General features: G+C 62.4%; 28 protein-coding genes. 15 read left to right on the forward strand and 13 right to left on the reverse strand.

All coding sequences use genetic code 11. The annotated features are described in order from the left end of the window. Window positions 1-46: 46 nt before the first annotated feature. Together ilvA and NKH93_RS12405 are read left to right on the forward strand one after the other, a co-directional pair. Window positions 47-1,303: a threonine ammonia-lyase IlvA gene (ilvA, locus tag NKH93_RS12400; protein WP_352541392.1), complete on the forward strand. Its 1,257-nt coding sequence runs from the start codon at window positions 47-49 to the stop codon at window positions 1,301-1,303. After that, complete coding sequence (locus NKH93_RS12405) at window positions 1,300-1,872, forward strand: DUF1697 domain-containing protein (protein WP_352541391.1); 573 nt, start codon at window positions 1,300-1,302, stop codon at window positions 1,870-1,872. The genes ilvA and NKH93_RS12405 overlap by 4 nt, the downstream gene beginning before the upstream one ends. 8 nt (window positions 1,873-1,880) lie before the next feature. On the opposite strand, the gene NKH93_RS12410 is transcribed toward NKH93_RS12405, so the two are convergent. Further along, window positions 1,881-2,174 carry a DUF2218 domain-containing protein gene (locus NKH93_RS12410; RefSeq protein ID WP_352472739.1) on the reverse strand — a complete coding sequence of 98 codons (294 nt, stop codon included), beginning with the start codon at window positions 2,172-2,174 and terminating at the stop codon, window positions 1,881-1,883. Between the two features lie 78 nt (window positions 2,175-2,252). Further along, window positions 2,253-2,693, reverse strand: coding sequence for a lactoylglutathione lyase (gloA, locus tag NKH93_RS12415; RefSeq protein WP_352541390.1), 441 nt, complete (start codon window positions 2,691-2,693; stop codon window positions 2,253-2,255). Window positions 2,694-2,929: 236 nt separating this feature from the next. On the opposite strand from gloA, the gene NKH93_RS12420 reads away from it, so the two are divergent. The 4 genes from NKH93_RS12420 (at window position 2,930) to NKH93_RS12435 (ending at window position 5,384) form a co-directional block, all read left to right on the forward strand. Further along, a complete protein-coding gene (locus NKH93_RS12420; protein WP_352541457.1) occupies window positions 2,930-3,505 on the forward strand; it encodes a cold-shock protein in 576 nt (191 codons plus the stop codon). A 19-nt stretch (window positions 3,506-3,524) separates the two neighbouring features. Next, a complete protein-coding gene (locus NKH93_RS12425) occupies window positions 3,525-4,088 on the forward strand; it encodes a DUF192 domain-containing protein (protein ID WP_352970512.1) in 564 nt (187 codons plus the stop codon). Window positions 4,089-4,108: 20 nt separating this feature from the next. After that, window positions 4,109-4,876, forward strand: a complete 768-nt coding sequence (locus NKH93_RS12430) for an alpha/beta fold hydrolase (RefSeq protein WP_352970514.1) — start codon at window positions 4,109-4,111, stop codon at window positions 4,874-4,876. 136 nt (window positions 4,877-5,012) lie between these two features. Then, window positions 5,013-5,384, forward strand: a complete 372-nt coding sequence (locus NKH93_RS12435) for a hypothetical protein (RefSeq protein WP_352472741.1) — start codon at window positions 5,013-5,015, stop codon at window positions 5,382-5,384. 42 nt (window positions 5,385-5,426) lie between these two features. On the opposite strand, the gene NKH93_RS12440 is transcribed toward NKH93_RS12435, so the two are convergent. Next, a complete protein-coding gene (locus tag NKH93_RS12440) occupies window positions 5,427-6,041 on the reverse strand; it encodes an HD domain-containing protein (protein WP_352472742.1) in 615 nt (204 codons plus the stop codon). A 159-nt stretch (window positions 6,042-6,200) separates the two neighbouring features. Between NKH93_RS12440 and cysE the strand changes: the two genes are divergently transcribed. Further along, the gene (gene cysE, locus NKH93_RS12445; RefSeq protein ID WP_023717455.1) at window positions 6,201-7,049 is read left to right on the forward strand and encodes a serine O-acetyltransferase; all 849 of its coding nucleotides are present in this window, start codon (window positions 6,201-6,203) and stop codon (window positions 7,047-7,049) included. Window positions 7,050-7,162: 113 nt separating this feature from the next. Further along, window positions 7,163-7,366: a DUF3126 family protein gene (locus NKH93_RS12450; RefSeq protein ID WP_023674799.1), complete on the forward strand. Its 204-nt coding sequence runs from the start codon at window positions 7,163-7,165 to the stop codon at window positions 7,364-7,366. Window positions 7,367-7,626: 260 nt separating this feature from the next. On the opposite strand, the gene NKH93_RS12455 is transcribed toward NKH93_RS12450, so the two are convergent. Beyond that, the gene (locus tag NKH93_RS12455) at window positions 7,627-8,358 is read right to left on the reverse strand and encodes a hypothetical protein (protein WP_352970516.1); all 732 of its coding nucleotides are present in this window, start codon (window positions 8,356-8,358) and stop codon (window positions 7,627-7,629) included. A gap of 119 nt (window positions 8,359-8,477) precedes the next feature. Between NKH93_RS12455 and NKH93_RS12460 the strand changes: the two genes are divergently transcribed. Both NKH93_RS12460 and NKH93_RS12465 read left to right on the forward strand, forming a co-directional pair. Next, on the forward strand, window positions 8,478-8,822 hold the full coding sequence (locus NKH93_RS12460; protein ID WP_254817711.1) for a DUF6949 family protein: 345 nt from the start codon (window positions 8,478-8,480) through the stop codon (window positions 8,820-8,822). Window positions 8,823-8,840: 18 nt separating this feature from the next. Beyond that, a complete protein-coding gene (locus tag NKH93_RS12465) occupies window positions 8,841-9,368 on the forward strand; it encodes a gamma carbonic anhydrase family protein (protein ID WP_352472744.1) in 528 nt (175 codons plus the stop codon). Between the two features lie 57 nt (window positions 9,369-9,425). Here NKH93_RS12465 and NKH93_RS12470 read toward each other — a convergent pair whose 3' ends face one another. Beyond that, a complete protein-coding gene (locus NKH93_RS12470) occupies window positions 9,426-10,172 on the reverse strand; it encodes an SDR family oxidoreductase (protein WP_352472745.1) in 747 nt (248 codons plus the stop codon). Between the two features lie 30 nt (window positions 10,173-10,202). Then, window positions 10,203-11,390: an MFS transporter gene (locus tag NKH93_RS12475; RefSeq protein ID WP_352541385.1), complete on the reverse strand. Its 1,188-nt coding sequence runs from the start codon at window positions 11,388-11,390 to the stop codon at window positions 10,203-10,205. Between the two features lie 96 nt (window positions 11,391-11,486). Between NKH93_RS12475 and NKH93_RS12480 the strand changes: the two genes are divergently transcribed. Beyond that, on the forward strand, window positions 11,487-12,383 hold the full coding sequence (locus tag NKH93_RS12480) for a LysR family transcriptional regulator (RefSeq protein ID WP_352541384.1): 897 nt from the start codon (window positions 11,487-11,489) through the stop codon (window positions 12,381-12,383). 721 nt (window positions 12,384-13,104) lie between these two features. On the opposite strand, the gene NKH93_RS12485 is transcribed toward NKH93_RS12480, so the two are convergent. From NKH93_RS12485 to NKH93_RS12495, 3 genes are all read right to left on the reverse strand, one after another. Further along, window positions 13,105-13,704: a transglutaminase-like cysteine peptidase gene (locus NKH93_RS12485; RefSeq protein WP_352451124.1), complete on the reverse strand. Its 600-nt coding sequence runs from the start codon at window positions 13,702-13,704 to the stop codon at window positions 13,105-13,107. Window positions 13,705-14,099: 395 nt separating this feature from the next. Beyond that, window positions 14,100-14,717: a PilZ domain-containing protein gene (locus NKH93_RS12490; RefSeq protein WP_352702380.1), complete on the reverse strand. Its 618-nt coding sequence runs from the start codon at window positions 14,715-14,717 to the stop codon at window positions 14,100-14,102. Window positions 14,718-14,834: 117 nt separating this feature from the next. Then, window positions 14,835-15,473: a PAS domain-containing protein gene (locus tag NKH93_RS12495; RefSeq protein ID WP_023674809.1), complete on the reverse strand. Its 639-nt coding sequence runs from the start codon at window positions 15,471-15,473 to the stop codon at window positions 14,835-14,837. 392 nt (window positions 15,474-15,865) lie between these two features. Here NKH93_RS12495 and NKH93_RS12500 point away from each other — a divergent pair, with 392 nt between their 5' ends. The 4 genes from NKH93_RS12500 (at window position 15,866) to NKH93_RS12515 (ending at window position 19,344) form a co-directional block, all read left to right on the forward strand. After that, window positions 15,866-16,633, forward strand: a complete 768-nt coding sequence (locus NKH93_RS12500) for a rhomboid family intramembrane serine protease (protein WP_352614202.1) — start codon at window positions 15,866-15,868, stop codon at window positions 16,631-16,633. A gap of 100 nt (window positions 16,634-16,733) precedes the next feature. Then, window positions 16,734-17,165 (forward strand): CBS domain-containing protein, encoded by a 432-nt coding sequence (locus tag NKH93_RS12505; RefSeq protein ID WP_023674810.1) that lies wholly within the window; start codon window positions 16,734-16,736, stop codon window positions 17,163-17,165. Window positions 17,166-17,354: 189 nt separating this feature from the next. Beyond that, complete coding sequence (gene gatB, locus NKH93_RS12510) at window positions 17,355-18,854, forward strand: Asp-tRNA(Asn)/Glu-tRNA(Gln) amidotransferase subunit GatB (RefSeq protein ID WP_352970520.1); 1,500 nt, start codon at window positions 17,355-17,357, stop codon at window positions 18,852-18,854. 1 nt (window position 18,855) lies between these two features. Beyond that, window positions 18,856-19,344: a GNAT family N-acetyltransferase gene (locus NKH93_RS12515; protein WP_352970522.1), complete on the forward strand. Its 489-nt coding sequence runs from the start codon at window positions 18,856-18,858 to the stop codon at window positions 19,342-19,344. A gap of 16 nt (window positions 19,345-19,360) precedes the next feature. On the opposite strand, the gene NKH93_RS12520 is transcribed toward NKH93_RS12515, so the two are convergent. The 4 genes from NKH93_RS12520 to NKH93_RS12535 form a co-directional block, all read right to left on the reverse strand. Then, window positions 19,361-19,702, reverse strand: coding sequence for a hypothetical protein (locus NKH93_RS12520; RefSeq protein WP_352501642.1), 342 nt, complete (start codon window positions 19,700-19,702; stop codon window positions 19,361-19,363). A gap of 151 nt (window positions 19,703-19,853) precedes the next feature. Further along, window positions 19,854-21,062: a hypothetical protein gene (locus NKH93_RS12525; RefSeq protein ID WP_352970524.1), complete on the reverse strand. Its 1,209-nt coding sequence runs from the start codon at window positions 21,060-21,062 to the stop codon at window positions 19,854-19,856. Between the two features lie 150 nt (window positions 21,063-21,212). Then, the gene (locus NKH93_RS12530; RefSeq protein WP_352570904.1) at window positions 21,213-21,512 is read right to left on the reverse strand and encodes a hypothetical protein; all 300 of its coding nucleotides are present in this window, start codon (window positions 21,510-21,512) and stop codon (window positions 21,213-21,215) included. 94 nt (window positions 21,513-21,606) lie between these two features. After that, a complete protein-coding gene (locus NKH93_RS12535) occupies window positions 21,607-23,007 on the reverse strand; it encodes an ArnT family glycosyltransferase (protein ID WP_352970526.1) in 1,401 nt (466 codons plus the stop codon). Window positions 23,008-23,209: the final 202 nt, after the last annotated feature.

Raw genomic sequence — 23,209 nt, forward strand, 5'->3', positions numbered from 1 at the left:
TGCAATAGCGGGACCGAATTCGCCTAGCCTGTGGGGTGCTCCAGCCATGACCAGTTTCTCCTCTCGCGTCGCTGCCGCCGCTGCCGCGATCCGCGAGATCTTTCCGGAGACGCCGCTGCAGGAAAACGACTATCTGTCGAAGAAGACCGGCGCGCGGGTGCTGCTGAAGCGCGAGGACCTGACGCCGGTGCGCTCCTACAAGATCCGGGGCGCCTTCAACTTCTTCCGCAAGACGCTCGCCGCCGGCAACGCTGCCGAGCTGTTTGTCTGCGCCTCGGCCGGCAATCATGCGCAGGGCTTTGCCTTCGTCTGCCGCCATTTCGGCAAGAAGGGCGTCGTCTTCATGCCGGTGACCACGCCGCAGCAGAAGATCGACAAGACGCGGCTGTTCGGCGGCGCGTTCGTCGAGATCAGGCTGGTCGGCGATTTCTTCGACGACTGCTACCGCGCGGCACTTGAATTCACCGAAACTGCCGGCGCCCACATGGTGCCGCCGTTCGACCACAAGGACATCATCGAAGGGCAGGCGACCGTCGCCTATGAGATATCAGGCCAGATGCCCGGCGCGCGCATGGCTGATATCGTCATGCTGCCGGTCGGCGGCGGCGGCCTGGCCGCCGGCGTCACCCATTATTTCGCCGACCAGCACCGCGAAACGCGCTTCGTCTTTTGCGAGCCGGCCGGCGCCCCGAGTTTGAGCGAGAGCCTTGCCGCCGGAAAGCGGATCAAGCTCGCCAAGGTCGACAATTTCGTCGACGGCGCAGCAGTGGCCGAGATCGGCCGCGAGCCGTTGCGCCACCTGAAGGAGTTTGCCACCGACACCGTGCGGCTGATCCCGGAAAACCGGCTCTGCGCGACCATGATCGAAATGCTCAATGTCGAAGGCGTCGTGCTCGAGCCGGCCGGCGCGCTGGCGATCGATGCGCTCAAGGATTTTTCCAGGAAGGAAATCAGGGGCAAGACCATCGTTGCCGTGGTGTCGGGCGGCAATTTCGATTTCGAGCGGCTGCCGGATGTGAAGGAACGGGCGCTGCGGTTCGAGGGCTTGAAGAAATACTTCATCATCCGCTTCCCGCAACGGCCCGGCGCGCTGCGCGATTTCCTCGAATTGCTGGGTCCCGACGACGATATCGCCCGCTTCGAATATCTGAAGAAATCGGCGCGCAATTTCGGTTCGGTGCTGATCGGCATCGAAACCAAGGACCGCCGCAATTTCGACCTGCTCAAGGCGAATTTCGACGCCGAGAGCGTCCATTACCAGGACATCACGGACAACGAGACGCTCGCCGGGTTCATCATATGAGCAGCAACGATCTTCCGAACGCTCCGGCGAAGGATTTTATCGCGCTGTTTTCCGGCATCAATGTCGGCGGCAACCGCATCGTTAAGATGGCGGAACTCAGGTCATTTTTGGAGCAGCTCGGCTTCTCCGATGTCGCCACCTATGTGCAGAGCGGCAACGCCGTGTTCCGGTCGCCAGATGGCGATGGGGCGACGCTGACCAAGCGGTTGGAAGCGGAATTCGAGAAGAAATGGGGGTTCCATTCACGCATCATGGTGCGCGATCTCGGCTGGCTCGAGCGGCTGGCGGCGGACAATCCCTATCCGGAAGTGGCCGGCGAGCCGACCAAGCTGCATGCCTATGCGCTGGAGCGCCGGCCGACCGCCGAGGAGGTCGCCCGGCTGGCGGAAAAATGCACCGGGCCAGAACGCTTCGAGATCAAGGGCGACGTGCTCTACCTGCATGCGCCTGACGGGCTCGGCAAATCCGTGTTTGCCAATCAAATTCCGCGCGTTCTGAAGGTGCCGGGCACGGCGCGCAATTGGCGCACCGTGCTGATGCTGCTGGACATGGCCAAGGCCGGCGGTTGACAGGTCGTCTACGCGGTCGGAGCGCGTTTCCAGTCGAATGCCAGCTCTTCACGGAAGGCGAAGCGCTTGATGTGCTCGGCGACGACCGTTTCCAGGCGCTCGAGCGACCCGGCTTCATCGGTCGTCACGGCAATGTGCAGCGCAGCCGGGTCGGCATCGAGAACCGTGCGGCCGAGCGTCAGATCGATGGTGCCGTGGTTCGGGTCGAATTCGACGGGGAACTTGTGCGCCCAATGTTTGCACAGCTGCTGCAGATAGCGGCTGGCGTGTTCGGTGGCGACGTCGACATGGCTGGCCGGCATGAATGAATTCTCCTTGGGAATGCGGACGCGAAAACCGAACCAGGGCCCGCCTGCGTCCGTTCAAGATGGCGTGATCGGTTACCAGCTGCCGGTGTTCGGCATCGACGCCCACGGCTCGGCCTTCGGCTTGGCCGGACCTTTCTGCAACAGCTCGATCGAGATGCCGTCCGGCGATTTGACGAACGCCATGTTGCCGTCGCGCGGCGGCCGGTTGATGGTAACGCCCTTGTCCATCAGCCGCTGACAGGTGGCGTAGATGTCGTCGACCTCATAGGCGAGATGGCCGAAATTGCGGCCGCCCTTGTAGTCTTCCGGGTCCCAATTGTAGGTCAGCTCGACCAGCGGCGCTTTCTCGCTGATGCCGCTTTGCTCGTCTTCGGGGGCGGCAAGGAAGATCAGCGTGTAGCGGCCTTGCTCGTTTTCATGGCGGCGCACTTCCTTGAGGCCAAGCTTGTTGCAGTAGAAATCGAGCGAAGCATCGATGTCGGCGACACGGACCATGGTGTGCAGATAGCGCATGATTTCCTCCTTATGTTGCGTTGCGGCGCAACATAGGGGCGGCCCGGCCAAAGGGCAATTGGCCACGCTTGCCGGCGCCGGCAAACGGCAAATCCGCTATTCCTGTACGGAACCGTGAAAAAAGGCACGTCAGGTCTTGCACACACCGGAAGCCGCGGTGTTAATCTGATACCAAGAATCAGTTGCGGTGTTTGTTGAAAAAAGGGGGCGTTCTTATGGGGGAAAAGGCCTCTTTCATGGGGCGGGACGGGGCCGGTAACGATGCGTTGAAGCGGGATGAGAGCGCCGATACGGCCGATCTCATCGAAATCGCCGGCGCCATCAAATGGTTCGACGTGGCCAAGGGCTACGGTTTCATCCTTCCCGATGATGGTACTTCGGGCGACATCCTCCTCCATGTGACATGCCTTCGAAAGGACGGTTTTCAGACCGCCCTGGAAGGCGCCCGTGTCGTCTGCCTGGTCAAGCAGGGCGAGCGCGGGTTGCAGGCCTTCCGCGTGCTCTCGATGGATGTCACCACGGCGGTGCATCCGGCGGAGCTGCAGGAGCAGCGCACCCATGTCGCGGTGACGCCGGAAAGCGGCCTCGAACGGGCGCTGGTCAAATGGTTCAACCGCACCAAGGGGTTCGGCTTTCTGACCCGGGGCGAGGGCACCGAGGACATTTTCGTCCACATGGAGACGCTGCGCCGCTACGGCATCACCGAACTCCGGCCGGGCCAGGTGGTGCTGGTCCGCTTCGGACGCGGCGACAAAGGCCTTATGGCTGCCGAAATTCACCCCGATATGGGTACCTTGCCGGTCTCGCATTAGTTCCGGCCGAGGATTTCATATGGTTCACAGCAACCGGCTGACGGCGGGCGCGCTCTGCGCCGGGATTTTCCTCATCGTCGCCGCAAGTGCGTTCTTCTATTTTCAGCAACCGAGCTCCGCCGACGGCAAGGCGATGATCCTTCCCGTCGACCCGGCGCCGCTGGTCGCGGTGACGAAGGCCGGCGAGCGTTCTTTTTCCGTGGAAATCGCCGACACGCCCGCCGAGCGCGAAGCCGGGCTGATGTTCCGCCGGCACATGGCCGACAATCACGGCATGCTGTTCGTGTTCGGCGCGCCGCAGGATGTGAGTTTCTGGATGAAGAACACGCCGATGCCGCTCGACCTGATCTTCGTCGGACAGGACGGCCGGATCCGGGCGATCGAGCAAGGCGAGCCGCAGTCGGAGGCGATCATCTCGCCGGACGAACCGGTGCGCTTCGTGCTCGAGCTCAAGGCGGGCACGGCCGCCAAAAAGGGCATTAAGGACGGCGACCTGCTGCGCCATCCGGCCATCGGCACGGCGCCGGGGCCGGCCATGCCGCCGCCCGACAAGGGCGATGCGCCGAGTGTCGATTCCGACTGAGCGGGCAGGATCTTCAGCCGATGCAGTTCTTCTCACATGACGGTTTCGACCTTGCTTTCCTTGACCGCCAGCCGGCATCGGGGCAGGGCGATCCGGTGCTGATGATCCACGGCTTTGCCTCGAGCCATTACGTCAACTGGGTGTCGCCCGGCTGGTTCAAGACGCTGAACGACGCCGGCTATCGTGCGATCGCCTTCGATAATCGCGGCCATGGCTCGTCGTCGAAGAGCTATGACGAAGCTGACTACACGCCGGCAAAAATGGCGTCGGACGCGGCAGCGCTTTTGAACCATCTCGGCATCGAACGCGCTCATGTCATGGGTTACTCGATGGGCGCGCGCATATCGGCCTTCCTGGCGCTCTCCGACCCGGACAAGGTGGCGACGCTGGTCTTCGGCGGTCTCGGCATCGGCATGGTCGACGGCGTCGGCGATTGGGATCCGATAGCCGACGCCCTTCTGGCCGACGATCCGTCAGGCACCAGCGATCCGCGCGGCCGCTCGTTCCGCGCCTTCGCCGATCAGACCCGCAGCGATCGCCGCGCGCTCGCCGCCTGCATCGCCACCTCGCGCGAATTGCTGAGCGAGGCCGACATTGCCCGCATTGCCCAGCCGACCTTGATTGCGGTGGGAACCAAGGACGACATCGGCGGCTCGCCGGATGAACTCGCCGCCCTGATGCCGAACGCCAGGGCTTTTCACATCGAAGGCCGCGACCATATGCTGGCGGTCGGCGACAAGACCTTCAAGCAGCGCGTGCTGGAGTTTTATGCCGAGCATCGGTTTTGATGGATGGCTGCCCAAAAGCGGCCATTGGGCCTGAAGCTGGGGTTCTTAGCGGTTTTGCAACGATACGGGAGTAACTAAGCGTGACGCGTGGATCGGTTCAAACCCGCAACGCGCTGAACGAGGGGCAGGGGATACGATGGCACAATGGGGAAGAAGCGACGCCGCTTTGCTGGGCGTCGTTGCGAAAAGCAGGTTCGGCGAATGGTCCGTTGTTCTAGCGCTGGCTGCATTGGTGGCAGGCGCGATGGCGATCACCGCGTTGATGGCAATGCCCAGCGACGCGTCCGTGCTTATCCAGCACAGTGTGACAGGCTTCTTCATGGCGGTATTTTTCCTGGTCGGGCCATTGGCGCATCTTACCGGCGCGGTCTTCGGGCTGATGGCGCTGGGTCGTCCAAACGACAATCGTTTGCTCGGCCTGGCTGGCATCGTGGTTAACGGCGCGTCGCTTGCCGCCGGGGTGTTTATGCTGTGGGCCATGGCATCGACCATAGGCGCGTTTACGTGATTTCGGGCAAATCTTCCGGACGCAAGTGGCCGACGCTTCGGGCTACGATCGGCGCGGGCTGTGCCCCAGCGCCCTGAGCGAGCGCGCCATGTTATGCCGGGCCTGGGTTTCGAAGCGCCGGCGGAATTCCTCGCTGTGGAAGATATGCGGACGCGCGAGGAAGCCCTCTAGCACTGCGGCACGGCCGGCCCGCCACATCGGCTCATCGACCCACTTATATTCGCGGCGGACCGCCTGTTCATAAGCGTCGAACGCCTCGGGCGCAGCACCCAGGATCGCCAGGTCCATGTCGAGGAACAGCGCCGCGTCGCGAACCGAATGCTGGTCGCCAAGGGGCGGCAATTCGTGGCCGGCGGTGGCAGTGATCATCGCCGCGATGTGGCCGAGGCGTTGTGCATCGGCGCGACCGGCGAGCTTTTCCTCGGCAAGTGCGGCACTCCTCGCCTCATTGTCCTTGGCGCGGCTGTCGTAGATCGCGTCGTGAAACCAGATCGCTGCCTCGACTGCTTCAGGATCATGCAACAACGCCTTGTAATCATTGGCCAGCGCCAGCATCGCCTCGATGTGGCCAAGGTCGTGGTAGTGGCGATCTTCGGCCTCATAGAGCGCGGAAAGCTCGCGCTTCAGGGTCTCGTCCATCAAGGTTGCGTTTTCCATGGCTGCTTGAAATTCCGCCAACCAAATCCATTTCACCAAGCACTAAGGAAAATTGAGTTCACCCGTGCTATGATCTGGCTTATAGGTGCGGCCGGAGAATAGGCAAGCCGCCAACCGAGACATTGAATGGCCGAGACATTGGATGGCCGGAGACATCAGATGAACAGCGTTACGATTTCCCGTCCCACCAGGGTGCAGCCGGTAGATCCGATCTGGCGTTCGATCCGCGACGAGGCGATGGAAGCGGTCAACCGCGATCCGCTGCTGGCGGCGTTCCTCTATTCGACCATCCTCAATCAGGAAAACCTGGAAGAAGCGGTCATTCACCGGCTGGCCGAGCGCCTCGCCCACCAGGACATCGGCTCCGACCTCATCCGCCAGACGTTCAAGGCGATGGCGGCCGACGACAAGGACTGGTCGACGACGGTGCGCGTCGATATCCAGGCCTATTACGACCGTGATCCGGCATGCGACCGCTTCATCATGCCGGTGCTCTACTTCAAGGGTTTTCACGCCATCCAGACGCACCGGCTGGCGCATTGGCTGTGGAACCAGGGCCGTCAGGACTTCGCGCTGTATTTGCAGAGCCGGTCGTCCTCGGTGTTCCAGACCGACATCAATCCGGCTGCCCGCATCGGCAAGGGCATCTTCCTCGACCACGCCACCGGCCTCGTCGTCGGCCAGACGGCGGTGATCGAGGACGACGTCTCGATCCTGCACGGCGTGACGCTGGGCGGCACCGGCAAGGCCGGCGGCGACCGCCATCCCAAGATCCGCTACGGCGTGCTGATCGGCGCCGGCGCCAAGATCCTCGGCAACATCGAGATCGGCCATTGCTCGAAGATCGCGGCCGGCTCGGTGGTGCTGTCGCCGGTACCGCACAACAAGACGGTTGCCGGCGTGCCGGCCCGCGTCGTCGGCGAGACCGGCTGCGACCAGCCTTCGCGGCAGATGGACCAGCTGTTGCCATCGCAGACGATGGACCACGTCGTCAGCTTCGACATCTGAGTGCTCGGGCAGGGGCTGAATTCCTGCCCCCCATGCCGGCTTGCCTTTACATGGCCATTGTCGACGTGCCAGAAGCGCGCTCAAACGATGAAGCCGACGATCGGAGAAGACTGTTGAAGCCGGACGAAATCAGAAAGCTGGATGCCTATTTCAAGCGCACCTTCCAGAACCCTAAACTCGAAGTGAAGGCGCGGCCGCGCAAGGAAGATTCGGCCGAGGTCTATGTCGGAGACGAGTTCCTTGGCATCGTCTTCAAGGACGAGGACGACGGCGACTATAATTTCTCGATGGCGATCCTCGACATCGATCTGGCCTGAGCTGGGAGTTTAGCTGCCCGCTACGCCTCAAGTGCTGCGGCGGTACGGAACCTTGCAGGACGCCGGTGGGACAGCGCCCCTCTGGCCTGCCCATCTCCCCCAGGAGGGGGGAGATGGGCAGCCTCGGCGCCGCGCTCTTCTTGCAACATTGGAGATTGGCGAAAGCCAAGATGATGGCCGATCTCCCCCCTCGTGGGGGAGATGTCCGGCAGGACAGAGAGGGGCGCGAAGGATCGCTACGGAACGGCTCGTTTCGTTGCTTATCGCCCGGTCTTCTGCACACGCGCTGCTTCGGCAGAAATCGCCGCGTCGAGCCCCTGCCAGTCGCCCAGGAATTCCCGGGGGAAGCGGTAGGTGAGGCTGAGATTGTCGCCGACCAGGATGTCGCGTTCGCAGGGCGCCACCGATTCGTCCGCGCTCGGGCCGCTCAGGCAGCGTGCGACGAACGGATCCTTGCCGGGGCGATCGGCGACCGCCAGCACTTCGTTGAGATAGCCTGATTTTTCGCTGAAGGCGTAAAGCGTGGTGCCGCCAGGGCCGGGCGTACCCGGCTTGGCGATCAGCGCGCTGTAGATCGGCGCGAAGCGGCCGCTCATGTCGCGCGACATCATCTGCGGCTCGAACGACAGGAAGACGATGTCCTTGCTGGGTCCGGTGTGGTTGAAGTCGTTGCGGGCAGCCTCGCTGTAGCCGTCCATCTCGGGATAGCGCAGATAGAGGTCGAGTCGCGAGGCGATGCCGTCGCGCCGGGCCTGGGCAAAGCGGATGACATTGGCCGGCACGGCGATGACGTTGTTGCCGATGACGACCCTGTGGACCGTGGTGTCGTCGGTGTACCCGGCCATGGCGATCGAGCGGCCGAACCATTTGCCGCCGAGGCTGATCGCCACCGAAAGCAGCGCCAGCGTCGCGAATGCATAAAACACCCGCCTCATCAGCGTCGAATCGACGACGCTGAGTTGCGGGCCCTCAGTGGCGGCTGCCTGCTTCATCGCGACCCTCATTTGCCGTCCCATCGGGTGTACCTGAACGGCACATCTCGGCGCGGCACGGCTCTTGCTTCGCAGCTTTGCGGGCGACTGTGCGATTTCATGGTAAACGGAGGGTAAAGATGGGCCCGGTCGAACAAATCATATTCAGTTTTATGGCTGGGCTGACGGCTTGCGGCCTGGCCGGATCGGCGATGGAGCTGATCGCCGGCCGCAGGCTTGCCTTCGTCCAGCCCTATGTATCGTCGAAGCACATGCTGCGCTCACTCGCCGCGACGGCTTGCGCCGGGCCGCTGATGTTCGCCAACGAGGCGCTGGACGCCTGGCGCGAGCGTCGCATCTCGGTGCTGGGGCTGATCTCCTGCGGCTGTACGGCGACCATCTGGGCGCTGGCGCTGGGCATGGTGGTGATCGCCATTGCGTCCTGGGCGGCTTCGCTTCTAGGGTCTGGCAGCTTGTCGGTGTGAGACGATCTGGAGACAGCAATGCCGATCTACGCGATTGACGGAAAAGCGCCCGCCTTCGAGGACGCCGACAGCAACTGGATCGCGCCCGATGCCACCCTGATCGGCAATATCAGGATCGGCCGCAATGCCGGCTTCTGGTTCGGCGTCGTCGTCCGCGGCGACGACGAGCCGATCGTCGTCGGCGCCGACACAAACGTGCAGGAGCACACAATCATGCACACCGACGCCGGCTTTCCGCTGACCGTCGGCCAAGGCTGCACGATCGGCCACCGTGCCTTGCTGCACGGATGCACGATCGGCGACAACAGCCTGATCGGCATGGGCGCCATCGTGCTGAATGGGGCGAAGATCGGCAACAACTCGCTGGTCGGTGCCGGCGCGCTGGTCACCGAAGGCAAGCAATTTCCCGACAATTCGCTGATCGTCGGCTCGCCCGCGCGCGTCGTCAGGATGCTCGACGAGGACGCAGTCGCCAGGCTGCGCGCCTCGGCCGCGCATTATGTGGCAAACGGCAGGCGGTTCAGGGCGGGGCTGAGGAAGGTCTAGCCGACCCGGAAATGGCGGAGCCGGGCCTCAAGATATCGAAGCATAACCCCTTCCAAGTCAAACCGGCTGGGCGGTCGGCCGGAACAAGATCTCGTTGATATCGACGTCGTCGGGCTCGTTGATCGCGAAGGCGACCGTTCGGGCAAACGTATCTGGCCCCACGGCGATCTTGCTCACGAAGTCCCTGGTCCCCTGCTGGATATCCTTCTCGCTGATATGCTCGAGCAACTCTGTGCTGACAGCGCCCGGCGAGATCACCGTGGTGCGGATATTGTAGGGTTTCACCTCTTTCCGCAGACCCTCGGATAGCGCACGCACCGCGAACTTGGTGGCGCAATAGACCGCCGCACCCGGGTCGACCACATGGCCGTATACGGACGAGACATTGATAATGTGCCCCGATCGCTGCTCCTTCATGTACGGAAGCGCGGCCGCGATGCCGTAAAGGACGCCCTTGATGTTGACGTCGATCATCCGGTCCCATTCGTCGACCTTGAGCCGTTCGAGCGGGGCCAACGGCATGAGGCCCGCATTGTTGAGCATCACGTCGATGCGGCCGAATTCCCGGACCGCCGTGTTCACCAGGTTCTGGACCTGGCCGGCATCGGTGACGTCCGTAGTAACGGCCTTGGCTTTGTGCCCAGCGCCGGTCAGTTCCTGGACAAGGGCGTCGATGCGGTGTGACCGCCGTGCACCCAGGACCACGGAAGCGCCTCGTGCGGCAAGATGGCGTGCCGTCGCTTCACCGAGGCCGCTGCTGGCACCGGTGATGACGACGACCTTGTTCTCGATTCCTTCGGACATGAGATTCTCCTTGACAAGAATTGAAAGAGTTCAGGTGCGGGGGCCGGCCGAGGCGGCGAGCAAGGCCGATCCCGTGAGCAGGACGGCGGCGAGAAGGAAGGCGCTCCACCAGCCGGCCACGTCGAACAGCAGGCCTCCTGCAATAGCGCCGCCTGCGATCGCGAACTGGATCAGGGCGACCTGGAGTCCGCCCCCGGCCTCCAGGTCTTCAGGGATGAGCGTGCTCATCCAGGTGTTCCACGCCACCGGGATCGGGGTAGCGAACAGTCCCCAAAGAACCAGCAGGCCGGCCGTGGCGCGTGCAAACGGTCCAAAGGCAATCAGCAGTAGAGCGAAGACCGCGAGTGCACTCGGCAGCCCGATCAGCACGGCTGTGAGGTGCCGCCGGAGTATGAAGCCGACAATCGACAGTCCCGCCACGCCACCGAGGCCGACGCCCAATAGAGCCAGTGAGAGGGTGTTGACCTCAAGGCCCGTCACGTTTTCCAGAAACGGCCGCAGATAGATCGAGAGCGCGTTCTGCCCGATGAAAGCGAGCCCGGTCGCGCCCATGCCGATGGCGAATCTGCGATTCCGCAGCAGGCCGAACATGCTCGACACCGAGGCGATCTCTATCGGCGGCATCTTCGGGAGAACGGCCAACTGCCACACGAGCGCCGCAAGGCCGATGGGGACAGTGACGAAAAACGTTCCCCGCCATCCGATCAGCGATCCGAGGAAGCTGCCGACGGGCGCGGCGATCACCAATGCGAAGGCAGTGCCACCCTGGAGCAAGGCAATGGCCTTGGGCAGGTCGGGTCCCGCGGCCAGGCGGGCCAGAATGGCCGTCGACAGTGACCAGAAACCGCCGATCGCGATGCCCACCAGCGCCCGCCCGGCCAGGAAGACCAGGAAGTTGGGAGCAAGCGCCACCGCCAGGCTCGATGCGGCCAGCACTGCCGTATAGACCAGAACCACCGTCCGTCGATCGACGTTTCGCAACAGCGAGTTGCCGAAGAGGCTGGTAACCACGGCGAAGAATCCGGATACCGCGATTGCCTGGCCTGCCTGACCCTCGGAGACGGCCAGATCCTGAGCGATCGGGGTGAGCAGGCTCACCGGGAGGAACTCCAGTCCGACCAGAAGGAAGGTCAGCAGCGACAGGCAGACCACCGCAGACCATGGGGTCGTCCCGCTGTCAGCAGCAGTGGCCCCGTCCAGCACGAAATCGATGGTCATAAGGCAGTCTCCTGTCCGTTTCCGAACTAAGTAGTCGGGCTGGCCAAATGCGACTAGCGGGTATAATTTTGATGTGGTTGTGAATGAGGCTCATCAATGCCACGCGACGAGTTCGCCGAAATGCGCGCGTTCCTGGAGATCACCCGGACGCGGAGCTTCACCCGAGCAGCCGCCAAGCTCGGGGTCACTCCTTCGGCCCTTAGCCACACCATCAAGTCGCTGGAGTCGCGGCTTGGCGTCCGTCTTCTGTCTCGCACCACGCGCGACGTGGCCCCGACGGCGGCCGGTCAACGCCTCAAGGAAGGCATCGAACCGCATTTCGAAGGCATCGCGGCTGAGGTCAGCGCTCTCGGCGTCCTTCGCGACAGGCCGTCCGGCAACATTCGCCTGGTGTGCACCGATGATTCGGTCGACATTGTCTTCCGCGCCCGGCTGCCAAAGTTCCTGAGCGACTTCCCCGATATCAATGTCGAGTTGGTGGTCGACAACGCCTTCACCAACATCGTCGAGCGCCAGTTCGATGCCGGCGTGCGTCTGGGCGAGTCCATTGCCCGGGATATGGTAGCCGTGCGCATCGGAGCCGACGTGACCTACACTGTGGTCGGCTCACCCCATTACTTCGCCCACCGGACACCGCCGGAGACGCCGCAGGAGCTGACCGACCATAACTGCATCAACTACCGGCTGCCGACGTCAGGATCGGTCTATGCCTGGGAATTGCGGGAAGGAGCGCGCGAGTTCAATGCTCGGGTCGAGGGACAACTGACGCTTAACAACATGGGGCCGGCGATCCAGGCCGCGCTTGACGGAGTGGGCTTGGCCTATCTGCCGCGCGAACTCGTCCTTCCTCACATTGAGAGTGGCCTTCTCCAGGAAGTCCTGACCAAATGGTGCCCAACGTTCCAGGGTTACCACCTGTACTATCCAAGCCGGCGCCATCCCTCTCCGGCGTTTTCCGCCTTTGTCGACGCGTTCCGTATCAGGGGCAAGTAACAGCGTTTCGACGGCAAACGGCAGCTCGTATCCCACAAACGATCGTGAGACAGCTTGGATGACGAAGCGCAGTTGGAGGCAAAGCCGAGATAACTGTAACCGGCGCTTCTCATCGACTAAACTTGGCAGCCAAAGCCACCAGAAAAAAGAGAGTTAAGACAGCGATTGCCGCTCCCACCCGTAGCTCGCTGATACCGAACATATGCCGCATAAGTTCGGCGGTGACAGCAAAAAGGCAAAGTGTAAGTAAAGCAACTGCGAAGGCGATCGCGCGAACCAGCCGCCGGAAAATCAGAAGATCTGAGCTTCGCAGAACGAGTCCAGTTTTTGACCGAATGGAGCCTGTTCTCCACGCAGACACGAGTTCACGAACGCAGTAGAATGTGGCCGAGGAGAGAACCACAAAAAGGATACTGCTTCCCACTGTGTCGCTTAGGATCGCGGTCTCTGATGTCACTGGCATCATGGGAACTGCTTGGCTCTAGAGTTTCGTGGAAGATAGCCGCTGTCTGTCCGGATGTCCGAAACGCTCCCCAAAAATGGTGGAGCCGGCCCGGGGACGGGGCCGGCTCCTTAAACCCGGTCGTTGGGGACGGGGAGGGTGGGGACTCGACCGGGTTTCTCCTAAAGCGCGAAGTCATGCGACGCACTTAACCTCTGTTTTATGCATGTCGTTATCCCAAAACCGCTACGCACTTTTGGGCGACATGCCTTGGCGTCCTCAGCGGACGCTGGCGACCGCGTCGGAGCGGCCGTCGTTGATCGTCACCCAGGCGCCGGAATTCCGCTCGGACTGGCGCTTCAGGTAGGTGTAGCCGGTATTGGTCCAGGACAGCACCTTGGGCTGGAGATTGTCGAGGATGAACTCGCCAAGGCTGGTGCGCACGGTCAGCACCGCATGGCCGTCACCATTGCGCTGGCGCACCACCGTCATCAGCAGATCGCCGGCCGGCACGCCGATGCTCATCAGCTCGCGGCGCTTTTCCAGCGCATAGTCCTCGCAGTCGCCGAAGCCGCTATTGGGAAAGGACCAGACTTCCTCCTTGCCCCACATTTCCATGTCGGTGCGCGGCGCGACCCTGCTGTTGACCGAATTGTTGATCTTGACGATCGTCGCCCACAGCTTGCGGGTCAGCTCGACGGGTGCCCGGCCAGGCGTCCTCTGATTGCATTCCTGCGGAAGCTGCTGGCACAATTCGTAGTGTCCGACCGGCTGCGTGGTGCGGCCGCCGGTGTGCATGAAGGCCGGCTCCGCCGCGTTTACAGTCCCCCAACCGAAAAGCTGCATCGCTATTGCCGCCAGCAACAGCTTGCCCCTCATCCTGTTCATTATTCAGTCTCCCCGTTTGAGGAGACAATGACACGGCTGGATTTATTTGACGCAAAAGCGCGAAGTAGACATTAAGTAAAACGCCAGTAGAATAAACATAAAATTTGACGCAATTGAGTATAGAATTGTTAGGGTGCCCTTCGGGTGCATCCGCGACAGCGGGACAGCGCCCCCCTCTGTCCTGCCGGACATCTCCCCCACAAGCGGGGAGATTGGCAGTTCCGGCGTTCCGCTCATTCCTGGGACGCTTGAGATTGGTGAAAGCCGTTTTGAAAGCCGATCTCCCCCCTCGTGAGGGAGATGCCAAGTGGTGGCAAAGAGGGCAAGACAGAGGGGGGCGCAAAGGATCGCCAGCCTCTCTTCCCGATGGGGCTAACGCTTCCGCGTCAGCCGCGCGACGAGCTGAATTCAGTGTCGAGCGTTTCCGGCCGCTGGATGACGGCGAACTCGATGGCGACGCCATCTTCGAAATGGCGCACTATCTGGCCGCGCATGGTGCCCAGCATCACCTGGACGCCGATGGCCGGCTTGACGTCGATCTCGATCGCCGCGCCAGACAGCGACAGGTCGATGATGCGGCACTGGTACTGGCGCCCGTCGGCAAGCTGCAGCACGCTCGTCGGGTTGCGCGGCGCCACGCGTTCATGGCGGCGGTCTTCCGGCAGGTCGAGCTCGTGCTTGTTGGCAAGCCAGGTCAGTTGCGCGGCGAGCTTGTCCCTCTTGCGGTCCGACGCGATGACGGTCATCGCAAAGCCATCCTGCAAAGTGCGGGTGATGACGCCTTCGATGCGGCCGATGTGATCGATATAGGCAATGACCTTTTCGCCAGCCAGGCCGGCGCGCTCGGTGCGCAGCGCGACGTTGCCGGGCGACATGTCGACCACCTGGCAGGGATGTTCGGTGCGGTCTTCCAGCATGAAGCGTCCGTAAATTTTCACGCGGACGCGCTGAAAGTTACGCCTTTCAGCTTGGGACGGCGCATGGTCGACCGCCGCTGACCTCATCACTGCCATACCCCGTTCGGCATTCCGCGCATGGATGCGGGGAATTTCAGCGGAAAAGTACAACAAAGCAGGTTAACAAAGGGGAAAGCCCGGCGCTGTTGCTTTAAGCATTGGGCATCATTCCTCGCGTCCGCCGTCGAAGACGACCAGGTGACGGATGCGGCGGGCCTGGCCGAGCGCCGAAATCGTCTCGGGCGGGTCGAATTCCGATGGGGCGAGCGAGGGAACCTCGATCGCCGGACGGTTCCCCGGGAACATCGGCTCCTTGTCGGGATCGACGACGCGGATCGAATCGATCAAGGCGTCGAGAACCGGGTCGGCGCCCAGCCAGAAGGGCTTTTCGACGGCGCTTATCACGCCGAGGCAGCGCGGGCTCTCGACACCGCCGTCGAGCGGCAGCGCGAGCAGCTCGAACCTGTTGGAACGGCCGCTGCGGCTGAAACCTTCATAGGTGATGAGCACCACCGATTTCAGGTCGAAGACGCCATCGGTCAGCTTCGAGATCAGCCGCTGGTCCTTCTCGCGCCACAGCGAAGGGAATGAAAACCCCTTGAGTTCGCGGCCATAGACCGCGCAGAGCCTGGTGCCGGCGAGCCGGAACACCGCTTCGCCGCGCGTGTCCTTTTCCAGGATGAACGTGTCGGCCAGCAGCGACTTGATGTCGGCGGGTTCGACTTCCGAGCGCTTCGGGGCAGGGCGTCCGTCACGCAACCGGTTCCAATAATGGAACAGCGTGATCGATCCGGTCTGGTTCATGCTAATGCTGCTCCGCGCATTCTGTCTTCTGATGTCCCATCGGTGAACAGAAGGGCGCCCTCCGAAGACCTACATGCGTTGCGGAGCAGGATGCGTGCCAGCATCGTTAATACTTGTTCACGGGTCGGGGCGGTTAAGGTTAACAACTGGTTTACGTTGCGCGCCGGCCAGGCCTGTGGCACACCAAAACCACTCCAGAAGCGGTCGTTTTGCGACGATCGGCAGCACTTCAGTCAAGAGTTCAGGGGGAGCAAGGGGGCTCGACCAGCCGTTCAAGGGAAACCTTGGACGGCTTCTTTTTTGATTCGGGGCTGCTGATTCGCCGTTTGTGATTCGGTTGGCCGTGATCTACATGCTCGCCAAGTCCAATCCAGCGACTGAGTGCAAGCCATATGAGCGACCCAGAAAGCCCACCGGAGATCGAGCAGGGCGAGAGCGGGCCTGTCGCCCGCGAACCGGAGCGCCGCGAACCGGTGTTCAACCTGCCGCCCGTGGTGCTGGCGGTGATCGGCATCTGCGTCGCGGTCCATCTGATCCGGGTCTATTGGCTGACCGACGACCAGGATTTCGAACTGCTTGTCCGGGCTGCCTTTGTCCCCATCCGCTATTCGGGCCGCTTCGATCTGGATTTCTTCGCGTTTTCGAGCCCCTTTACCTATGCCTTCCTGCATGGCGGCTTTGCCCATCTTGCCATCAACATGGTGTGGCTCGCGGCCTTCGGCTCACCGTTGGCCAACCGCTTCGGCGCGCTGCGCTTCAGCCTGTTCTTCGCCGCGACCGGACTGGCGGCGGTGGCGCTGTTCTGGGCCATGCACCCGCTTGGCGAGGCCCCGCTGGTCGGCGCCTCCGGCGCGATTTCCGGCATGATGGGCGCCGCGGCACGCTACGGCTTCCGCATCGACCGATCGTCGGGCAAGGCCGCCTTCGCCGGCCAGCCTTTGCCGATGGCGGCGGTGCTGCGCTCGCGCGGCGTCGTCACCTTTCTCGCCATGTGGATGGTGATCAACCTCGCGACCGGCCTCTTCGGCCTGGCGCCTGGCATTGACGGCCAGATCGCCTGGGAAGCCCATATTGGCGGCTTTCTTGCCGGCTTTTTCGGCCTGCGGTTTTTTGATCGGCGAGAGCAGGTGCCCCGGCAGGCGGACGAGCCGGAGACCTGAGACGGCCGCACTTGAAATGCAACCGTTCGCGGCGCACCATGTTCATCCCAGGGCAAGCCGGCCAGGGCAGGAGCCGGCAGGAAATGCAGAGGAGGACGCCATGACTGTTAAGGCAATTCTCGAGGCAAAAGGCCACGACGTGGTGACGCTCGGGCCGAACGAAAAGCTCAGCGAAGCCATCCGCATGCTTTCCGAACACAGGATCGGCGCGCTGGTCATCACCAACGGCGATCACAAGATCGTCGGCATTCTTTCCGAGCGCGATGTGGTGCGGGTTCTCGCCAAAGAGGGGGCGGCGGCGCTCGACCTTGCCGTCCGCTCGGCGATGACGCCCAAGGTGAAGATCTGCAATGAGAACCACACCGTCAACGAGGTCATGGAGATCATGACCAAGGGCCGCTTCCGCCATCTGCCGGTGGAAAAGAACGGGCTGCTCGACGGCATCGTGTCGATCGGCGACGTGGTCAAGCGGCGCATCGAGGATGTCGAGCGCGAGGCCGAGGAGATCAGGGCCTATATCGCCACGGCATAGGTGACGGCGGCCGGGTTGCCGGCAGGTCGATTTTTCAAGCTGCTATCGCAGTTCGTCGCGGCAGGTGCGGGCCTGTGCCGCGTCGGCGCGTGCGGCTTTGCGCTTGTCTCTTTTGGCGGTTTGCACTAGCGAAGTTGCACAGCAAAATATGCGTTCTCGCATATCCGCAATTTCAATATGCAGGCCCTTATGAGCATTATCGACACCCGCACGCCCGACGCCAAGCGCCTGGTTCCCGGCGCCACCGGCGACTGGGAGATCATCATCGGCCTCGAGGTCCACGCGCAGGTGACCTCGCAGGCAAAGCTGTTTTCCGGCGCCTCGACCATTTTCGGCGCCGCGCCCAACGCCAATGTCAGCCTGGTCGACGCGGCGATGCCCGGCATGCTGCCGGTCATCAACGAGGAATGCGTCAAGCAGGCGATCCGCACCGGGCTGGGCCTGAAGGCCGAGATCAACCACAAATCGGTCTTCGACAGGAAAAACTATTTCTATCCCGACCTGCCGCAGGGCTACCAGATCTCGCAGTTCAAGCAGCCGATCGTCGGCGAGGGGAAGGTGATCGTCTCGGTCGGCCCGGACCGGCAGGGCGAATTCGAGGACATCGAGGTCGGCATCGAGCGCCTGCACCTGGAGCAGGACGCCGGCAAGTCGATGCACGACCAGCATGCGACGATGTCCTATGTCGATCTCAACCGCTCCGGCGTGGCGCTGATGGAGATCGTCTCCAAGCCGGATATGCGCTCCGCCGATGAAGCCAAGGCCTATGTCACCAAGCTGCGCACCATCGTGCGCTACCTCGGCACGTGCGATGGCAATATGGACGAAGGCTCCCTGCGCGCCGACGTCAACGTCTCGGTGCGCCGGCCCGGCGGCGAATTCGGTACGCGCTGCGAGATCAAGAACGTCAACTCCATCCGTTTCATCGGCCAGGCCATCGACTACGAGGCGCGCCGCCAGATCGCCATCCTGGAGGACGGCGGCAAGATCGACCAGGAAACGCGGCTGTTCGACCCCAACAAGGGCGAAACGCGCTCGATGCGTTCCAAGGAAGAAGCGCACGACTACCGCTATTTCCCCGATCCCGACCTTCTGCCGCTGGAATTCGACCAGGCCTATGTCGACGCGTTGGCAACGGACCTGCCGGAACTTCCCGACGCGAAAAAGGCGCGGCTGATCACCTCGCTCGGCCTGTCGACCTACGACGCCTCGATCCTGGTATCGGAAAAGGCGGTCGCCGACTATTTCGAGAAGGTGGCCGCCGGTCGCGATGGCAAGCTTGCCGCCAACTGGGTCATCAACGATTTGCTGGGTGCGTTGAACAGAGCCGGCAAGAGTATTGAAAATGCTCCGGTTTCGCCCGATCAGCTCGGCGCGGTCATCGACCTGATCAAGGAAGGCACCATCTCCGGCAAGATCGCCAAGGATCTGTTCGAGATCGTCTGGAACGAGGGCGGCGATCCGCGTCAGCTGGTCGAAAGCCGCGGCATGAAGCAGGTCACCGATACCGGCGCCATCGAAAAGGCGGTGGACGAGGTGATCGCTGCCAACCCGGACAAGGTCGAACAGGCGCGCGCCAAGCCGACCATGGCCGGCTGGTTCGTCGGCCAGGTGATGAAGGCGACCGGCGGCAAGGCCAACCCGCAGGCGGTCAACGAGCTGGTCAAGGCCAGGCTCGGGATCGAGTAGGATGTTCGTCCGCACCGCCGGCGAGCGCGATCTTGCGGCGGTGCGCGCATTGCTGGTCGAGACATGGCATGCCACCTATGATGCCATCTACGGCGGGCCGCGGGTCAGCGAAATCATCGATGAATGGCATTCTATCGCCGCGCTCAAGGCACGGCTGACGCGGCCGAACTCGGAGTTCCTGGTCGCCGACGACGGCAAAAACATCGGCGGCATGGCTTTCGCCGCCGCTACCACGGATGCCAGGATCGTCATGCTGAACCAGCTTTACGTGCATCCTGCCTGGCAGAGGCAAGGCATCGGCCAGGCGCTGCTGGGCGAGATCGAGGCCAGCTTTCCGGAGGCCCGGACGCTGCGTGTCGAGGTCGAGGAAGCAAATGCTCCGGCTGTCGCCTTCTACCGCTCGAGGGGGTTCTTGCCCGCCGGCAACACGGCCGATTGCGGCGGCGCCTCGGGATTGCCGGCGCTGGTTTTGGAGAAGGCGATCGGCTAGCTCGTTTGCCTGGCGCTCAGTTGCGTTTCTCAGGCAGGTTGGAGCAGCCGGCAGCGAGAAACTCGCACGGCAGGCTGCCGCCGCCGCCCGACGTGTGCGGGGGCGTGGCGGCTTCGATTTTTTCCACCTCGTAATATTTCGAGGTGACACCCCATTTTTTGACGCCCTGGCACGTCGAGCGCACGCCAACCTCCGTCGCCTTTGCCGCAGTCTTGTAATAGGTGGTGATCCGGCAGGATTGGCTGACCGGCAGCGCGTTCGCCGGGCTCGTGACCGGCGGCAGGAAGTTCGGGAAGGCAAGCAGCGAGATTGCCGCAATGATCCTGACGGCGGGCATGGTGAGGGGAAGGTGCTGCATCGTTTGTCTCCATCGATGGCGCCGCTCGCTCGTGGCGCAGCGGCGCGTTTGTTCCGGCAAGATCAGGCCATGATGCCGGTGCTGCCGCATCTGCCGCGCGGGGGAAGGCGGTAGCGGTCTGAACCGCCGCCGTCATCCGCGAGCGGCCGCGTCAGGGCGTTTTCGGCTTGATGAGCGTCTCTATCGGAACGGCGACTTTTGGAGGCCGGACCGTACTGGTTCCACCATCGACGGCCAGCCCGCCGCTGTTGAGATAGCGTACCGTATAGTGCAGCTCATAGCCGGGAACTCTGATCCATGTAGGCTTGGGATTGAACTGGTCCGGCGGCCTCGAATACCACTTCGGGATCTGCATGATCTTGGAACCGGCACCGAATCCCGCAGTCTTGGCCGCTACTGCGAAGGCGCTGTCTCTGGGGTCGTTCGGCGGCTGGTCGACATTGCCGATGACGACCAGCGAATCGTATTTTCGCGCGTCCAGCCGTACTGCGGGAACGTTCAGCGCAGCCACGTCGCCTTCGCGCATCGTCAGCGCCTTCTGACGGCCATCCTCATTGGCATAGACGTTGAGGTTTATGGCCTCGGATTCCGCATAGACGACACTGTTGTGGAAGTCGCGGGCTGGCAGGCGTGTGAGGCTGTCGAAGGTCACTTCAACCGTCGGCTTGGCTATGGCGTCCGTCACCACCAGGTTGCGCCGCGGCACCGTCCAGAAGATGAGATCATCGCCGGTGGCCTGCGTGCCGGCATCGGAGCCGTCTATTGCCGAGCATTTCGAATTTGGAACCGGCGTCGTCACCGGCAGAGGTGCCGAAAACGAGCTGCGAACCTGAGCGTCGATGTAGTTGCCGACGTTGAAAACGTCTTCGAGGATGTTGCCGCCCTCGAAGCTCGCCGGGCCGGGTTGCGAGCGAATGATGACCTGGCTGGAATCGGTCTGCCAGCCGCTGCAGAAGACGTTGACGTCTATGGGAATGCCGATGTGGCGGTCGGAGGTCACCGGGATGGAGACTTTGATGGTCAGGATGTAAGGAACTTTGACAAACCAGCTGTTCGGCTGGTTCAGCATCTGCGTCGCAAAGCGCGACGGCCGCCATTGCTTCAGCGATTCGATCGATGCGCGTGATGATCGTCCCTGGGCGGCCAGCTGTGCGTTGGTGGCGTCGACCTTGGCTTGCGCCAGGTTGCGGACGGTGTTGGTGATCAGGAACACGCCGAGTTCGGCTTTGCAGGGCCTGTTCGATTGTGTGGCGTTGCATGGGGCAAGTGCCGCACTGGGAACCGGCGGCCCCGACGGCGGCGGCTGGGCGGCCGCGGCGGCCGCCATCAGGCAGAAAAACAGCATCGTGCAGGTTTTCAACATGGTATCCTCGCTCTTTCGGTTGGAAACCACCCTCCGGCTAGACAACACCATTTCTTCGACAGCGGTTCATCGCCCGCACGGGGGACGAACCGCGAAACATCGGGCCGGCCCAGCGACGTCGGGCCGCCGTCCTTTCGGATTGGATATCTACTGCTTCACGACGCCTTTGGTTGTCGCCATCGGCGCGACGACCTTGGGCTTGGGGGTTTTCGGGCCGGGGTCGACTACCAATGCGGCCGTGCAGGAGCATTTGCCCGAACCGCAGTTCAGGTCGCCCTTGCACATTTTGGAATGCCGCATATCGGTGCAGTCGGCGGTCCCGGAGCAGGAGCAACTGCCTTGCCCAATCGTTCCGGACTGACATTTGAAGCTCCATGCCGGATCGGCGGCAAGGCCGGCCACAGCGAGCGATAAGGCAAAAAGCGTCGTCGAGATGAGCTTGCGCATGAATACCTCCCGGTTCTATCGAGCGATGGAACCACGAAGCAGCAACGCCTTCATCTCCCGCGCGGGGGACGAACTCGCATACCGGTGACGATCGTCAATGCTGTCCCTTCAGCACGACGAGATAGCCGCGTTCGACGCGAAGCCGGAACGCGATTTGCCCTGCAGTGCCGGGATCCTTGGAAACCTTGTCGATGACATAGCCGCTGGGATGCGAGCCAAGCCATTCTTCCGGTTTGTCGGTGCTTTCGAATGGCTTTTGCAACCGGGCCAGGATGCCGACTTCGCCTTGATAGTCGAAAGCCACGGCCCAGTCCGCATCCTTTCGCTCGTCGATGAAGTTGGCGAGCGGCGTCAGATCATAGCGTTTGAACGCGGTTGCCGATGCCACCGCGTGGCCGATGCCGAAAATGACAAGCATGACGATGGCCGAGCTCTTCAGCCTGGCGAGCGGGATCTCCGCCATGAAATAGCCGAACAGGATGACCACGAACGGCAACATCGGCACGACATAATGAGGCTGCTTGCCGGATATCGCGCTGAACACGAGAAACACGGCAACGAACGAGAATGACAGCAGGCGCAAGGCGCGCAGATCCGGCGACTTCGCGTCGATCAGGTTGCGTATCCGCGTGCGCAGCTTCAACCGCCACACCTCGGGTATGAAGATCCACGGTATGAACATGACGGGCAGCAGCAGCAGATAGAAATAGAACGGCCGGCCATGCGAATTGCGCAAATTGCCGGTGACGCGCCCCGCCGACTGGTTCCAGACGAGATCATAAACGAAATTGCCTTTTGTCAGGATGGTCGCCGGCACCAGCCAGATCGCCACCGGAATTAGTGCGGCGAGCAGGGCCAGGCCCACTCCAGCGAGGAAGTTCGGTGTCGTCAGTCCCGCCCGCCGGTCGCGCCAGAACGGGTAGAACAGGATGGGCGCGCCGATATGGATCAGCACCACTGGGCCTTTCGTCAGCACGCCCATGCCGATGAACAGCCCGGCCAGAACGGCCTGCCAGCGGTTGCCGCTGCGGGCAAAGGCAATCAACGACAACAGCGCGGCGAGCACAAAGACCGTCAGCAACAGGTCGAACAGGATCAGCGTCGAATAGATGACGAACACGCTGCTTCCGGCAACCAGCCAGGGGATGCGCCGCGCGATGTCGTCGCGGCCCGGAAACAGGGTCTTTGCCAACGCCGTCGTCAGCCAGATGACGAGCGAGGAGGCGGCGAAGATGACCAGCATCGCCGCCGGCCTGCTGGCGCCGAAAATGTTCCAGACAAGGTCGATAAGCCAAAACAGCAGTGGCGGCTTCTGCAGATAGGGCGCGAAATTCATCGTCGGGACGAAGATCTGTCCGCTCAGATACATTTCCCAGGTGACGCTGAGATATCGCGTTTCGTCGACGGGCAGCAGTGGCCGGAAAGCGACCGCGATTACGATCAGCCCAAGCAGAAAGAGGTAGGGGAGCAGTCGCTCGGTAGATGTCGGTGTCAAAGATCGAGATCCGCGCCAGAAACCATTTTCATTCCAGCCGAGCATAGTGCCGCGTTTCTGGACCGCGAACGACCGCACCATGATTTTGGCCGAATTGCAACGATGCCGGTTTCGTTTCCCAGATTTTGCGGACGATGGTGTCAAAGGTTTGAAAAACTTACCGGCCGAGTCTTTTGGACCGCTGCCGGTCCGGGGAACCTGA

The organism is Mesorhizobium sp. M0954 (genome assembly GCF_040319155.1).
In the GTDB taxonomy this organism is placed as follows: domain Bacteria; phylum Pseudomonadota; class Alphaproteobacteria; order Rhizobiales; family Rhizobiaceae; genus Mesorhizobium.